Origin of the sequence: Streptomyces sp. NBC_01142, from assembly GCF_026341125.1 — a bacterium.
Taxonomy (GTDB): domain Bacteria; phylum Actinomycetota; class Actinomycetes; order Streptomycetales; family Streptomycetaceae; genus Streptomyces.
This window is the reverse complement of sequence record NZ_JAPEOR010000002.1, coordinates 598071-611640: the sequence shown is the minus strand read 5'-3', so window position 1 is coordinate 611640 and position 13570 is coordinate 598071. Positions and strand designations below refer to the sequence as shown.

Genomic DNA, 13570 nt, shown 5'->3' with positions numbered 1-13570 from the left:
GCCGAGACTGACGGCGTAACTGCTCACGCAGAGCCGTACGAGGAGGCAGCCATGGGCTGGTTGTGGGCGATCATCGTGGGATTCGTGCTGGGCCTGATCGCAAAGGCGATCATCCCCGGCAAGCAGCACAGTCCCCTGTGGCTGATCACGATCTTCGGTATCGCCGGTGCTCTGCTCGGCAACTGGCTCGCGACGGTGTTCGGTATCGGCGAGACCAAGGGCATCGACTGGGGCCGTCATGCGCTGCAGATCGTGGCCGCCGTGGTCATCGTCTTCCTGGGCGACATGGCCTACAGCTCGATGCGGGGCAGCAGAAAGCAGAAGGCCTGATCGTTGTCCGGGGCTCCGGCCCCATGCCCGGGTGACCGGGCATGGGGCCGGAGCCCCGACGGAGACAGTCAGCCGGCGGCGACCTCGACGGCAGCCAGGTTCTTCTTGCCCCGGCGCAGGACCAGCCAGCGCCCGTGCAGCAACTCGTCGTGCGCGGGTACGGCGTCCTCGGCGGTCACCTTGACGTTGTTCACGTAGGCCCCGCCCTCCTTCACCGTGCGGCGGCCGGCCGACTTGCTGGCCACGAGCCCCACCTCCGCGAGCAGGTCCACGACCGGGGCCAGGTCGGCAACCCGGGCGTGCGGCAGCTCGGAGAGCGCCGCACGCAGCGTCGGCTCGTCGAGCTCGGCCAGCTCTCCCTGGCCGAAGAGCGCCTTCGAGGCGTTGACGACGGCCGCGCACTGGTCGGCGCCGTGCACCAGCGTCGTCAGCTCCTCGGCCAGCGCCCGCTGCGCGGCACGCGCCTGCGGCCGCTCCTCGGTCAGCTTCTCCAGCTCCTCGATCTCCTCGCGGGACGTGAAGCTGAAGATCCGCAGGAACTTGGAGACGTCCCGGTCGTCCGCGTTCAGCCAGAACTGGTAGAAGGCGTACGGCGTGGTCCGCTCCGGGTCGAGCCAGACCGTGCCGGACTCCGTCTTGCCGAACTTCGTTCCGTCGGCCTTGGTGATCAGCGGGGTGGCCAGCGCGTGCACCTCCGCCTCGGGCTCGACCCGGTGGATCAGATCGGTGCCCGCGGTGAGGTTGCCCCACTGGTCACTGCCGCCGGTCTGCAGGGTGCAGCCGTACCGGCGGTTCAGCTCCAGGAAGTCCATGCCCTGCAGGATCTGGTAGCTGAACTCGGTGTAGCTGATGCCCGTGTCGGAGTTCAGCCGCCGGGCGACCGCCTCCTTCGCGATCATCTTGTTGACCCGGAAGTACTTGCCGACGTCACGCAGGAAGTCGATCGCCGAGAGTCCCGACGTCCAGTCCAGGTTGTTGACCATGGTCGCGGCGTACGGTCCCTCGAAGTCGAGGAACCGCTCGATCTGCCCGCGCAGCCGCTCCACCCAGCTCGCGACGACCTCGGGTGCGTTGAGCGTGCGCTCCGAATTCGGCTTCGGGTCACCGATCAGACCGGTGGCACCGCCGACCAGTCCCAGCGGTCGGTTCCCCGCCTGCTGGATCCGGCGCATGGTGAGGATCTGGACCAGATTGCCGAGGTGCAGGCTGGGCGCGGTCGGGTCGAAGCCGCAATAGAACGTGACGGGACCGTCCGCGAACGCCTTGCGCAATGCGTCCTCGTCAGTGGAGAGGGCGATCAGCCCACGCCACTGCAGTTCGTCGACGATGTCCGTCACGGTTCTCGTGTCTCCTCGGATGTTGCGTACTGACTCCCCTGAGGTTATACGCCCTGGCTGACCGAACTCATATTGAAATCCGGGACCCGGATCGCGGGCATCGCGGCCCGCGTGAACCAGTCGCCCCACTCACGCGGCAGCGTCTTCTCGGTGCGGCCCGCCTCGGCGGCCCGGGACAGCAGATTGACCGGCGACTCGTTGAAGCGGAAGTTGTTCACCTCACCCACGACCTCGCCGTTCTCCACGAGATAGACGCCGTCCCGGGTCAGCCCGGTCAGCAGCAGCGTCGCCGGGTCGACCTCGCGGATGTACCAGAGGCAGGTCAGCAGGAGCCCGCGGGCGGTCGCCGAGACCATCTCGTCCAGCGAACGCTCGCCGCCGCCGTCCAGAATCAGATTCCCGGCCCCGGGCGCGACCGGCAGCCCGGTCAGACCCGCGCTGTGCCGGGTGGTGACCAGGTGCTCCAGCTTTCCGTCGCGCACCCAGTCCTGCGGCGCCAGCGGCAGACCGTTGTCGAAGACCGAGGCGTCGTCCCCGGAGGAGTGCGCGATCACGAACGGCGCGGACTCCAGGCCCGGCTCGTGCGGGTTGCTGCGCAGCGTGAGCGGCAGCGCGGAGAGGGTCTCGCCCACGCGGGTGCCGCCGCCGGGTTTGGAGAAGACCGTACGGCCCTCCGCCGCGTCCCGGGCCGTCGAGGACCAGAGCTGGTAGATCAGCAGATCGGCCACGGCGGTGGGCGGCAGCAGCGTCTCGTACCGCCCGGCGGGCAGATCGATCCGGCGCTCCGCCCAGCCGAGACGCTGCGCCAGCTCGGCGTCCAGCTGGGCAGGGTCCACGTCCTTGAAGTCCCGCGTCGAGCGGCCCGCCCAGGCGGAACGGGAACGGTCCGGGGACTTCGCGTTGAGCTCCAGCGTGCCGGTGGGCTGGTCGTGGCGCAGCCGCAGCCCCGTCGACGTACCCAGATAGGTGGAGGTCAGCTCGTGGTTGGCGAAGCCGTACAGCTCACGCTCCCCGGCCCGGGCGCGGGCGAAGGCATCGCCCAGCGCGGGCGCGAAGTCCGCGAAGACGGCCGAGGTGGTCTCGGCGGGCGCGTCCGTGAAGTCCGGGGAGGCGGGGACCCCTTCGACGAGCGGCTGGGCGTCCTCGGCGGGACCGGCTGCCCGCGCGGCGGCCTCCGCGGCGCGCACCAGCGGCTCGAGGTCGGCGGCGGTCACGGCGGACCGCGACACGACACCGGAGGCGGTGCCCTGGCCGCCGTCGACGGTCGCGATGACGGTGAGGGTACGGCCGCGGGTGACACCGTTGGTGGTCAGGGCGTTGCCCGCCCAGCGGAGATTGGCGGAGGAGTGCTCGTCGGCGATGACGACACAGCCGTCGGCGGTGGACAGCTCCAGTGCCCGCTCGACGATCTCGTGCGGCTTGCTGATGCGGCTCATCGACCGGCCTCCTGCGTCGTGTTCAGACTGTGCTTGCCCGGGGGGTGACCCCCGGACCCCCGGCAGGGGGCGGTGCGGGCGCACACGGCGATCATCGACCGGCCTCCTGCGTCGTGTTCAGACTGTGCTTGCCCGGGGAGTGACCCCCGGACCCCCAGCAGGGGGCGGTGCGGGCGCACACGGCGATCATCGACCGGCCTCCTGCGTCGTGTTCAGAATGTTGACACCCCGGAACAGGGCCGAGGGGCAGCCGTGGGAGACCGCCGCGACCTGGCCCGGCTGGGCCTTGCCGCAGTTGAACGCGCCGCCCAGGACGTAGGTCTGCGGGCCGCCCACCTTCTCCATCGAGCCCCAGAAGTCCGTCGTCGTCGCCTGGTACGCGACATCGCGCAGCTGACCGGCGAGCCTGCCGTTCTCGATGCGGAAGAAACGCTGCCCCGTGAACTGGAAGTTGTAGCGCTGCATGTCGATCGACCACGACCGGTCGCCGACCACATAGATCCCGCGCTCCACCCCGCCGATCAGGTCCTCCGTCGACAGACCGCCCGGGTCCGGCTGCAGCGAGACGTTCGCCATCCGCTGCACGGGTACATGGGCGGGGGAGTCGGCGTACGCGCAGCCGTTGGACCGCCCCAGACCCGTCAGCTTCGCGATCCGCCGGTCCAGCTGGTAGCCCACCAGCGTGCCGTCCTTGACCAGGTCCCACGACTGGGCCTCGACGCCCTCGTCGTCGTACCCGATCGTGGCGAGCCCGTGCTCGGCGGTCCGGTCGCCCGTCACGTTCATCGCCGAGGAGCCGTACGCCAGCTTCCCGAGCTGGTCGAAAGTGGCGAAGGAGGTCCCGGCGTACGCGGCCTCGTACCCCAGCGCCCGGTCCAGCTCGGTGGCGTGGCCGATCGACTCATGGATGGTCAGCCAGAGATTGGACGGGTCGACCACCAGGTCGTACCGCCCGGCCTCGACGCTCGGCGCCCGCATCTTCTCCGCGAGCAGCGCGGGGATCTGCTCCAGCTCGGAGTCCCAGTCCCAGCCCGTGCCGGTCAGATACTCCCAGCCGCGGCCCGCCGGCGGCGCGATGGTGCGCATCGAATCGAACTCACCGGTCGTCTCGTCGACGGCGACCGCGGTCATCTGCGGGTGCAGCCGCACCCGCTGCTGGGTGGTGACGGTGCCCGCCGTGTCCGCGTAGAACTTGTTCTCGTGGACGGTGAGCAGCGAGGCGTCGACATGCGCGACACCCTCCGCCCGCAGCAGCCGCCCGCTCCACTCGGCGAGCAGCGCGGCCTTCTCCTCGGCGGGTACCTCGAACGGGTTGATCTCGTACGCGGAGATCCAGGTCCGCTCGGGGTGCACCGGCTCGTCCGCCAGCTCCACCCGCTCGTCGGATCCCGCCGCCGCGATCACCTTCGCCGACAGCTTCGCCATCGCGACCGCCTGGCCCGCGACCCTGGCCGCGGCGTCCATGGTCAGATCGACGCCGGAGGCGAATCCCCAGGCACCGCCGTGCACCACGCGCACCGCGTACCCGAGGTCCGTGGTGTCCGAGGAACCGGCGGGCTTGGCGTCGCGCAGCCGCCACGACGCGCTGCGTACCCGCTCGAAGCGGAAGTCGGCATGCTCGGCGCCGAGCGCACGGGCCCGGGCGAGTGCCGCGTCGGCGAGCGCCCGCAGCGGCAGCGCCGTGAAGGCTTCGTCGATGGAATGAGGCACGGATGTCTCCTGTCGTTGAGACGGGTCGCCCTGATCATGTCGCGCCGGAGGGCTCGCTGCACAGCCCGCCCGGCGGCGCCGCGCATCAACACTTCTGTAGGGACCCGACAGTGACTGCGGGGAGGCGCTGTCAGGGACCGATTCTCCGGGAGAGGTGCGGGACCGATAGGTTTTCGAGGTACCAGACCGCACATCGAAAGGGTGATCCGTTGAGCCGCTCGGTTCTCGTCACCGGAGGAAACCGGGGCATCGGCCTCGCCATCGCCCGCGCGTTCGCCGACAACGGCGACAAGGTCGCGATCACATACCGCTCCGGCGAGCCGCCGGCCGGCTTCCTGGCCGTCAAGTGCGACATCACCGAAGCGGAGCAGGTGGAGCAGGCGTACAAGGAGATCGAGGAGAAGCACGGTCCGGTGGAGGTGCTGGTCGCCAACGCCGGCGTCACCAAGGACCAGCTGCTGATGCGGATGTCCGAGGGAGACTTCACCTCCGTCATCGACACCAACCTCACCGGCACCTTCAGGGTCGTCAAGCGCGCCAACCGCGGCATGCTGCGCGCCAAGAAGGGCCGCGTCGTGCTGGTCTCCTCCGTCGTCGGACTGCTCGGCTCCGCGGGGCAGGCCAACTACGCCGCCTCCAAGGCCGGTCTCGTCGGCTTCGCCCGCTCGCTCGCCCGTGAGCTGGGTTCCCGCAACATCACGTTCAACGTCGTCGCGCCGGGCTTCGTCGACACCGACATGACCAAGGCGCTCACCGATGAGCAGCGTGCGGGCATCGTCGGCCAGGTGCCCCTCGGCCGCTATGCGCAGCCGGAGGAGATCGCCGCCACGGTGCGCTTCCTCGCCTCCGACGACGCCTCGTACATCACTGGAGCCGTCATCCCCGTTGACGGCGGATTGGGCATGGGTCACTGATCACATGAGTGGAATCCTCGCCGGCAAGCGCATTCTCGTCACGGGCGTCCTCACTGAGGGGTCCATCGCCTTCCACGCCGCCAAGGTGGCGCAGGAGGAGGGCGCGGAGGTCATCCTCACCGGCTTCGGCCGGCTCACCCTGGTGGAGCGCATCTCCAAGCGGCTGCCCAAGCCCGCGCCGGTCATCGAGCTCGACGTCACCAACCAGGAGCACCTGGACGGCCTCGCGGACAAGGTCCGCGAGCACTCCAGCGACGACTCCGGCCTCGACGGCATCGTGCACTCGATCGCCTTCGGCCCGCAGGGCGCCTTCAACTTCCTCGAAGCGGGCTGGGAGGACGTCTCGACGGCGGTGCAGGTCTCGGCGTACTCCTACAAGTCGCTGGCCATGGCCTGCCTCCCGCTGATGGAGCGCGGCGGCTCGATCGTCGGACTCACCTTCGACGCGACGATCGCCTGGCCGAAGTACGACTGGATGGGCGTGGCCAAGGCGGCCCTGGAGTCCACCAACCGCTACCTCGCCCGCGACCTGGGTGCCAGGAACATCCGCTGCAACCTGGTCTCGGCGGGCCCGATCAAGTCGATTGCCGCGAAGTCCATCCCGGGCTTCGAGGAGCTCGCGGACGTGTGGAACCACCGCGCGCCCATCGGCTGGGACGTGTCCGACCCGGACCCGGCCGGCCGCGGTGTCGTCGGTCTGCTCTCGGACTTCTTCCCGCGGACGACCGGCTCGATCGTCCACGTGGACGGCGGCGTGCACATGATGGGCGCCTAGCGGCCGGCCCACAGCCCCTCTCGTAGGCAAGCGACGCCCCGTTCCCCGCACTGTGCGGGGAACGGGGCGTCGCACGTTCGGGCCCCCGCAACGTGCGGTACGGCGCCGGGTCGGCGACTCTGGAGAGGCATTCCCTCCCTTGTGGTGCAGCCGCGGCTAGCAGCCGCAGTACGGCCGAGGAGGTCCTGTGGTGCGAACGACCTGGCGCATTGCCTCCGTGCTGGCCACGGTGACGGTCCTGTGGTGGGCGGCCCCGACCGAATCTCAGCCGCACGACCGGGAAGAGTCGAAGCCGCCGGCCCAGACGCCCGCGTACGAAGCCGACTGCCGCACCGTCGTCGACGGCTCCCGGGCCACCGCCTACTGCCACAACGCCTACCCCGGGACCGACCGCGTCCGGCTGCACATCGAATGCGAGCGCTGGTGGGACGTCGATGTGGACGGTGGGCCCGTCGCGCTCGCCCCGGCCGGCTACGTACAGCTCACCGACCGCTGCTGGAAGGAGATCCGCACGGCCTGGGTCAGCCACCAGCCCCTGCCGGACGACGCCGGCACATGAACGGATAGCCGGCCGCTTCGGAGGCCGCCGCGTCGCCGTCGCCCGAGCGGATCGCCTCGACCAGCCGCGCGTGGTCCATGTAGTTCTCCGGGCGCAGGTCCTGGCCCACGTCGTCGCGCAGCCAGTCGCGCAGCAGATCTTCCAGGTCCGCGTAGAGCTCCGTCAGCACGTCATTGTGCGAGGCGGCAACCACCGCCAGGTGGAATGTGGCGTCGGCCGCGACGAACTGCTCCGCCCGGCCGGACGCCCAGGCCTCCTCACGGCGGGCGAGAAGGGTGTCGAGCTGTCCGAGGTCGCGTTCCGTGCGCCGCTGGGCGGCGAGCCGGGCGGCCGAGGACTCGAGAGTGGAGCGCACCTCGGCGATGTGCCGGGGGTCGGCCTCGGCGAAACGGCGGTGCATGACGCCCGCCAGTTCGCTCGTCGCCACGACATACGTCCCCGAGCCCTGCCGGATGTCCAGGAGCCCGTTGTGGGCGAGCGCGCGGACCGCCTCGCGGACGGTGTTGCGGGCCACGCCCAGCTGCTCGACCAGCTCCGGTTCGGTGGGAATCCGGGAACCCACCGGCCACTCGCCCGAGGTGATCTGGTTCCGCAGCTCGGCGATCACCTGGTCGGAGAGCGCGGACCGCCGGGGTGAGGTGAGCGCCATGGTGCTCCTTGGGTACGGGAATCGTGGAGGATTGGACAACCAATCATCCCATGATTCTATGATGGCTTCCATGTCCGACGAGACCCAGACCCTGAGCCCCGCCACCACGGAACGGACTTCCGTGGATTCTCCCGCCTCCCGGCGCACGGTCTGGCTCACCCGGCTCATGATCGTCGGTATCGTCCTCGCGGCTCTCAATCTCCGCCCTGCCATCACCAGCCTCGGCGCGCTCCTGGAGGAGGCGCGGGTCGGGCTGCACATGAGCGGCAGCGTGGCCGGCGTGCTCACCTCCGTACCGCCGCTCTGCTTTGCGATCTTCGGGATCGCGGCACCCCGGCTCGCCCGCCGCTTCGGTCCCGGTGCCGTCGTCTGCGCAGGCATGGCGGCCATCGCCACCGGCCTGCTGATCCGGCCCTTCGCCGGCGGCACGGCGGGCTTCCTCGCCGCCAGCGCACTCGCCCTCATGGGCATCGCCGTCAGCAACGTCCTGATGCCGGTGATCGTCAAGCGGTACTTCCCCGACCGCGTCGGCTCGATCACCGGGCTCTACTCCATGGCGCTGGCCCTCGGGACCTCGGTCGCCGCCGCCGCGACGGTACCCATGACCCAGGCGCTGGGCGGAAGTTGGCGCCTCGGCCTCGGGATCTGGGCGTTCCTCGCCCTCCTCGCCGTACTGCCCTGGATCGGTCTCGTCCGCAACCGCAGCGCCGCCGCGCAGAGCGGGACCCAGGCCGCGGCAGCCGCCGAGAAGGCCACGACGGCCCCCCGGATCACCCGCAGCCGTACCGCATGGGCGCTCGGCTGCTTCTTCGGCCTCCAGGCCACCGGCGCGTACATCACCATGGGCTGGATGCCGCAGATCTTCCGCGACGCGGGGGTCCCGGCCGGCACCGCCGGTGTGCTGCTCGCCGTGACCATGGTGATGGGCGTGCCGCTCGCCTTCGTCATCCCCCGGCTGGCCGCCCGTATGAAGAACCAGGGCCCGATCGCCGTCGCCCTCGGCCTGTGCGGACTGACCGGCTATCTGGGCCTGCTCCTCGCACCGGCCGCCGGAGCCTGGGCGTGGGCGGTACTGCTCGGCGTCTCCAACTGTGCCTTCCCGCTCGCCCTCACCATGATCGGCATGCGGTCGAGGACCGGCACCGGCGTCGTACGGCTCTCGGCCTTCGTACAGTCCATCGGCTATCTGATCTCCATCCCCGGCCCGCTGCTGGTGGGCGTGCTCTACCAGCACAGCGGCGGCTGGAGCCTGCCGATCGGGCTGATGGCGGGGCTGATCCTGCCGCAGATGGCGGTAGGCATCCTGGCCGGCCGGGACCGGACGATCGAGGACGAATGCTGAGATGCGAGACTGGCCCCATGCCTGTGCTCGACCCGAACCCCCCGAACGGCCAGAAAAAGCTCCTCATCGTGTTCGGCGCGATGATCGCCATCACGGTGATCATCGGGCTGATCGCCTCCATCGCCGCGCCCTGATACGGCCGTTGGCGCGCCCCCGTGGTGGTGCTGGCCCCACCAACCCCTAGGGGGTCAGGGTCAGGGTGAAGTAGGTGGCTCACCGGATGGGCCCACGCGGCCATGATCCGTAGGTTTGAGGTACTCAACCGCAGACCAATGGAGGCGGCCATGCAGGCCCACCCGCACACCCGGCCCCCCGCCCAGGCCTCCGGCGGCGTCGGCACCCGGCTGCCGTGGTGGGCCCTGGCACTGCCCATGGTCGCCTTTGCCGCCCTCCTCCTGCTGATCGCCGACCCGGCCCAGGCGCACGCCGCGGGCGGCGACCCGGCGGTCGGCCAACTGCTCGAGCGAATCCAGCAGACCCTGTCCCGGTGAGGGATTCACCCGTCATGGGGCAGCCCGTCAACACCCTGCGCCCGTTGGCGCATTTCATGCGAAGCTGGGGTGCATGAGCGCCGCTGTGTCTTCCGGTGGGACACCCCCCGGACCTCCCGAGCCCCGCAGGATCGTCCTTCTCCGGCATGCGAAGGCCGACTGGCCCCAGGTGTCCGACCACGAGCGACCGCTGGCCGAGCGCGGCCGCATGGACGCCTCCATCGCCGGCCGCAGGCTCGCGGAGAGCGGAATCGAGGTCGACCTGGCTCTGTGCTCGACCGCGAGCAGGACCCGCGAGACCTGGAAGTTCGCCGTGCACGAGCTGCCGCACCGCCCCAGGACCGTGTACGAGGAGCGGCTGTACGACGCCTCCCTCGGCGAGCTGATCGCGCTGCTGAACGAGACCCCGGACGACGTGAACGACCTCCTCGTCATCGGCCACAACCCCGGAATGCACGCGCTGGCCGACGCCCTCGCGGGCAAGGCCGAGCCCGACGCGCTGGCCCGGATGACCAAGAGCGGCTTCCCCACCGCGGCACTCGCGGTGATCGGCTTCAGCGGCTCCTGGAAGTCGCTGGAGCACGGTGTCGGCACCCTGCTCGAGTACTGGGCCCCGCACGAGTAACCCCTTGTCCGGTACGTGGTAACCCCTTGTCCGGTACGTGAAACGGCCCCGGCGCGCAGTACGCGCCGGGGCCTTGTCATGCGGGGGCAGGTCAGTGTGCCGCGCCCTCACCGTCGGCGGCCTCGACCTCTTCGCGGGTGATGCCCAGCAAATACAGGACGGTGTCGAGGAACGGCACATTGACCGCGGTGTGCGCGGCCTTGCGGACGACGGGCTTGGCATTGAAGGCGACACCGAGCCCGGCCGCGTTGAGCATGTCCAGATCATTCGCGCCGTCGCCGATCGCGACGGTCTGCGCCAGCGGAACGCCCGCCTCGGCGGCGAACCGGCGCAGCAGCCGGGCCTTGCCGGCCCGGTCCACGATCTCGCCCACGACACGGCCCGTGAGCTTGCCGTCCACGATCTCGAGCGTGTTCGCCGAGGCGAAGTCGAGTCCCAGACGCTCCTTGAGGTCGTCGGTGACCTGGGTGAACCCGCCCGACACGACTCCCACTTGATAGCCGAGGCGCTTGAGCGTACGGATCAGGGTGCGGGCGCCGCGGGTCATCCGGACCTCCGTGCGCACCTTGTCCACGACCGAGGCGTCCAGCCCCGCCAGCAGCGCGACGCGCGCGTGCAGGGACTGCTCGAAGTCCAGTTCCCCGCGCATGGCGGCCGCCGTGACCTCGGCGACCTTGTCCTCGCATCCCGCGTGTGCGGCAAAGAGCTCGATGACCTCGTCCTGGATGAGTGTCGAGTCCACATCCATGACGACCAGGCGCTGCGCCCGGCGGTGCAGTCCGGCCGACACGACGGCCACATCGACGCCGATCTCGGCGGCCTCGGTCACCAGCGCGGTACGCAGCGGTTCGGTCTCCACGCCGGACACCGCGAACTCCACGGCGGTGACCGGATATTTGGCGAGCCGGAAGATCCGGTCGATGTTCCCGCCGGTGCCAGTGATCGTGGCCGCTATGCCGGCGGTGGACTCGGCGGTCAGCGGGTGCCCGAGCACGGTGACATGCGAACGGCCACTGCCGCGAGGCCGGTTGTCGCCCGTACCGGAGATGATCTCGGCCTGCAGCTTCATCGACTCGGCCCAGCTGTGCACGGTCGCCCGCAACTCGCCCGCGGTGGTCCCGCCGGCGGTCGGCTCGGTGACGAGGACGCACAGGACGAGACGGCCTCGGGAGACGACCTGCTCGATGTCGACGACGTCGACGGAGTAGGCGGCGAGGGTGTCGAAGAGCCCGGCGGTGATCCCGGGACGGTCCTTCCCGAAGATCTTGACGAGAAGGGTGGGGACGTCGGAGGTCTGCGATGCGCTCATGGTGCTTCCACCGTATCCGGCGCGCGTGACGGCGAGACCCCCTGTCCCGAGTGCCGGACAGAGGGAGGGGTGGTTTCCCCCCATCCCGCCCCTTCTCCGGACCGCGGCCGGCGCCCCCGGGCCCGGTGGGGGAGGGGTTGCGTGGGGGACCGGCGCTCCCACCCCCAGGGAGCGCCGGCTTCGCGGCGGGATTCCAGGTGTCGAGCGCCCCCGCACCGAACCGGTCACCGTCTGCCCGCCGGGCCCGGACCCCCGCCGGGCCCGGACACCGCCCCAGGCGGACCCCGCCTCCCGGGTCGGACCCCGCTCCGGGCCTGGACCCCGCCTCCCGGGTCGGACCCCGCTCCGGACCCGGTCTGCCGGGCGTGCCCGGTGGTGGGGGGCCTTCCTCCGGAGAGTGGGGGTATCTGAGCGGGGGGACGGGGCCCGCCACCGTCGGGGCACCGTGGATGCCCGGGGGTGGGCGCAGATACGGGTTCGTGTCGGCGTTCGGCGGGCGGTACGGCGCCACCGGACGGTAGGGACCGGGCCCCGGCTCCCACTCCGGAGCCTCCGTCCGGTCCCCGCCCCCCGTCCCGTACACCAGCAGCGCCCCCACCCCGCCCGCCCCGGCTCCCCACACCGCTCCCAGCAGCAGCGCCATGCCCAGATGGCCGTGCAGCTCGATGCCGGCGCCGACGGCGTCGATCCCGAGCACGGACAGGGAAGCGTCCACCGATACGCCCGTCAGCCACACCAGCAGCGGAAGCGCCAGGGCCGTCGCCACGCCCAGCCGTACCGCGCACCGCCCCACGAACGCGGCGCACTCCGCCGCAGCCGAACCCCGCCCCCGCCCGCCCACCGGCGTACGCGCCGCCGCCAGCACCCCGGCGTACAGCATCATCACCGCGGTGGCGACGGCCAACAGCCATACGCGCTCGTCCAGTTCCGCCAGCCTCCCCACCGTCGCCGGCTCGTCGGCCGAGATCCGCAGCAGCTCGTCCAGCGGATCCGGCAGCAGCGTCGCCAACGGGCCCGTCGCCTTGCCGTCCCACGGCACGAACAGCCCCAGTGGGATCCCCAGCCACACCCCGTTCGGCGCCCCGAGCAGGGCGGCCCCCGCGATGCGCTTCGGGTGGTCGTCGTCGATCGCCGCGTAGGCCGCCGCCGCGTACCCGGCGAGGACCGCGACCAGCACCACTGTCACCACCGCGGACGCGGCCGGCCGCATCACCCGCCGTACCGCCTCCCACCCGGCGCCGGGCGGCAGCGGCGAACGACGCGACGCGAGCAGCGCGACGACCAGCACCGCCAGCACCCAGAACAACGAGCCGGCCAGCGAATCCGCGGTGTTCACGCTGAACCCCACCGCCGCCTCGGCCTCCACGAGGTCTCCGAGCCGATCGGGCAGCATCCCCTCCACATCACCTATGTTGCCGAGCCCGGGCACCTCGATCCCGCCCCCACCGCCCCCTCCCGGCAGCAGCCCGTCGGGATCAAGCCCCAGCTCCGCCCCGTCGATCGTGATGACGTCGTGACCTGCCCACGCCAAACCGCCGACCGTTGCGACGAAGAGAGCCACCACCCCGGCTGTCCGCGCGGCGAGTTCGGTCCCTGAGACGTACCGCCCCGCACCACGCAGGGAACGTAGAAAGAAGTACGCGAGGAGCAACGCACCGACCAGCGCCACCCCGAGTGGCGTGATGTCGACGGCCGTCCGCGCCTGTGCACCTTCCAGCCCGAACGCGGACACATCGCCGGTCGGAGTGACCGATCCGCCCACCGCGAGCACCACCACGGCCGCCGTCATCGGCCCGAGCGACCCCGCCGCATCCGCTCCGAGCAGATGCAGTCCGAGCGCCGCCGCACCCGCCATCCCGACCAGTGCCCAGCTCACCGCGGCGATCGACGCCAGCAGCACATCGCCCCAGTGCACCCGGTCGCCACTGCCGCTCACGTCGTTGCGCCGACCCATCCGGACCCCCCGATCCCTGCTGGGTTTGACCCAGTTACCCCCATTCGCGCATGATCCGTACGCACTCATGCGCACTCATGGGTGCTTACCACTCTCCGGGTGAGTTTCTCCTCCGTCAACGGGCAGTCCGGGCGGGGTC

13 protein-coding genes and 1 pseudogene are annotated in these 13570 nt (G+C 70.8%); 8 read left to right on the top strand and 6 right to left on the bottom strand.

The features are described 5' to 3' along the window. Window positions 1–51: 51 nt before the first annotated feature. Complete coding sequence (locus tag OG883_RS20180; protein WP_266542836.1) at window positions 52–330, top strand: GlsB/YeaQ/YmgE family stress response membrane protein; 279 nt, start codon at window positions 52–54, stop codon at window positions 328–330. 68 nt (window positions 331–398) lie between these two features. On the opposite strand, the gene tyrS is transcribed toward OG883_RS20180, so the two are convergent. From tyrS to OG883_RS20165, 3 genes are all read right to left on the bottom strand, one after another. Then, window positions 399–1667 carry a tyrosine--tRNA ligase gene (gene tyrS / locus OG883_RS20175; protein WP_266542834.1) on the bottom strand — a complete coding sequence of 423 codons (1269 nt, stop codon included), beginning with the start codon at window positions 1665–1667 and terminating at the stop codon, window positions 399–401. A 44-nt stretch (window positions 1668–1711) separates the two neighbouring features. Further along, on the bottom strand, window positions 1712–3103 hold the full coding sequence (locus OG883_RS20170; RefSeq protein WP_266542832.1) for a metallopeptidase TldD-related protein: 1392 nt from the start codon (window positions 3101–3103) through the stop codon (window positions 1712–1714). 186 nt (window positions 3104–3289) lie between these two features. Further along, window positions 3290–4813, bottom strand: coding sequence for a TldD/PmbA family protein (locus OG883_RS20165; RefSeq protein ID WP_266542830.1), 1524 nt, complete (start codon window positions 4811–4813; stop codon window positions 3290–3292). A 209-nt stretch (window positions 4814–5022) separates the two neighbouring features. Here OG883_RS20165 and fabG point away from each other — a divergent pair, with 209 nt between their 5' ends. From fabG to OG883_RS20150, 3 genes are all read left to right on the top strand, one after another. Then, on the top strand, window positions 5023–5727 hold the full coding sequence (gene fabG, locus OG883_RS20160; RefSeq protein ID WP_266542828.1) for a 3-oxoacyl-[acyl-carrier-protein] reductase: 705 nt from the start codon (window positions 5023–5025) through the stop codon (window positions 5725–5727). 4 nt (window positions 5728–5731) lie between these two features. Then, window positions 5732–6502 (top strand): enoyl-ACP reductase FabI, encoded by a 771-nt coding sequence (fabI, locus tag OG883_RS20155; RefSeq protein ID WP_266542827.1) that lies wholly within the window; start codon window positions 5732–5734, stop codon window positions 6500–6502. Window positions 6503–6692: 190 nt separating this feature from the next. Next, window positions 6693–7061 carry a hypothetical protein gene (locus OG883_RS20150; RefSeq protein WP_266549254.1) on the top strand — a complete coding sequence of 123 codons (369 nt, stop codon included), beginning with the start codon at window positions 6693–6695 and terminating at the stop codon, window positions 7059–7061. Here OG883_RS20150 and OG883_RS20145 read toward each other — a convergent pair. Further along, window positions 7024–7710: a FadR/GntR family transcriptional regulator gene (locus OG883_RS20145; RefSeq protein WP_266542825.1), complete on the bottom strand. Its 687-nt coding sequence runs from the start codon at window positions 7708–7710 to the stop codon at window positions 7024–7026. The genes OG883_RS20150 and OG883_RS20145 overlap by 38 nt on opposite strands. Before the next feature lie 70 nt (window positions 7711–7780). Here OG883_RS20145 and OG883_RS20140 point away from each other — a divergent pair, with 70 nt between their 5' ends. The 4 genes from OG883_RS20140 (at window position 7781) to OG883_RS20125 (ending at window position 10168) form a co-directional block, all read left to right on the top strand. Further along, window positions 7781–9052 (top strand): CynX/NimT family MFS transporter, encoded by a 1272-nt coding sequence (locus OG883_RS20140; RefSeq protein ID WP_266542823.1) that lies wholly within the window; start codon window positions 7781–7783, stop codon window positions 9050–9052. Between the two features lie 17 nt (window positions 9053–9069). Further along, a complete protein-coding gene (locus tag OG883_RS20135; protein WP_266542821.1) occupies window positions 9070–9186 on the top strand; it encodes an SGM_5486 family transporter-associated protein in 117 nt (38 codons plus the stop codon). Window positions 9187–9336: 150 nt separating this feature from the next. Continuing rightward, entirely contained in the window at window positions 9337–9543 is a 207-nt protein-coding gene (locus OG883_RS20130; RefSeq protein WP_266542820.1) for a hypothetical protein, read from the top strand. Window positions 9544–9616: 73 nt separating this feature from the next. Next, a complete protein-coding gene (locus tag OG883_RS20125; protein WP_266542818.1) occupies window positions 9617–10168 on the top strand; it encodes a histidine phosphatase family protein in 552 nt (183 codons plus the stop codon). A gap of 91 nt (window positions 10169–10259) precedes the next feature. Here the strand turns inward: OG883_RS20125 and serB are convergent, their stop codons facing one another. Together serB and OG883_RS20115 are read right to left on the bottom strand one after the other, a co-directional pair. Next, window positions 10260–11477 carry a phosphoserine phosphatase SerB gene (gene serB / locus OG883_RS20120; protein ID WP_266542816.1) on the bottom strand — a complete coding sequence of 406 codons (1218 nt, stop codon included), beginning with the start codon at window positions 11475–11477 and terminating at the stop codon, window positions 10260–10262. Between the two features lie 457 nt (window positions 11478–11934). Continuing rightward, a pseudogene (locus OG883_RS20115) lies at window positions 11935–13431 on the bottom strand (streptophobe family protein); the annotation flags it as partial. Window positions 13432–13570: the final 139 nt, after the last annotated feature.

Excerpts from the sequence above, each read along its gene's own strand:
- OG883_RS20145 (WP_266542825.1), bottom strand. The coding sequence starts at position 7,710 with ATGGCGCTCACCTCACCCCGGCGGTCCGCGCTCTCCGACCAGGTGATC.
- OG883_RS20135 (WP_266542821.1), top strand. The coding sequence starts at position 9,070 with ATGCCTGTGCTCGACCCGAACCCCCCGAACGGCCAGAAAAAGCTCCTC.
- OG883_RS20170 (WP_266542832.1), bottom strand. The coding sequence starts at position 3,103 with ATGAGCCGCATCAGCAAGCCGCACGAGATCGTCGAGCGGGCACTGGAG.
- serB (WP_266542816.1), bottom strand. The coding sequence starts at position 11,477 with ATGAGCGCATCGCAGACCTCCGACGTCCCCACCCTTCTCGTCAAGATC.
- OG883_RS20130 (WP_266542820.1), top strand. The coding sequence starts at position 9,337 with ATGCAGGCCCACCCGCACACCCGGCCCCCCGCCCAGGCCTCCGGCGGC.
- OG883_RS20180 (WP_266542836.1), top strand. The coding sequence starts at position 52 with ATGGGCTGGTTGTGGGCGATCATCGTGGGATTCGTGCTGGGCCTGATC.
- OG883_RS20125 (WP_266542818.1), top strand. The coding sequence starts at position 9,617 with ATGAGCGCCGCTGTGTCTTCCGGTGGGACACCCCCCGGACCTCCCGAG.
- fabI (WP_266542827.1), top strand. The coding sequence starts at position 5,732 with ATGAGTGGAATCCTCGCCGGCAAGCGCATTCTCGTCACGGGCGTCCTC.
- OG883_RS20140 (WP_266542823.1), top strand. The coding sequence starts at position 7,781 with ATGTCCGACGAGACCCAGACCCTGAGCCCCGCCACCACGGAACGGACT.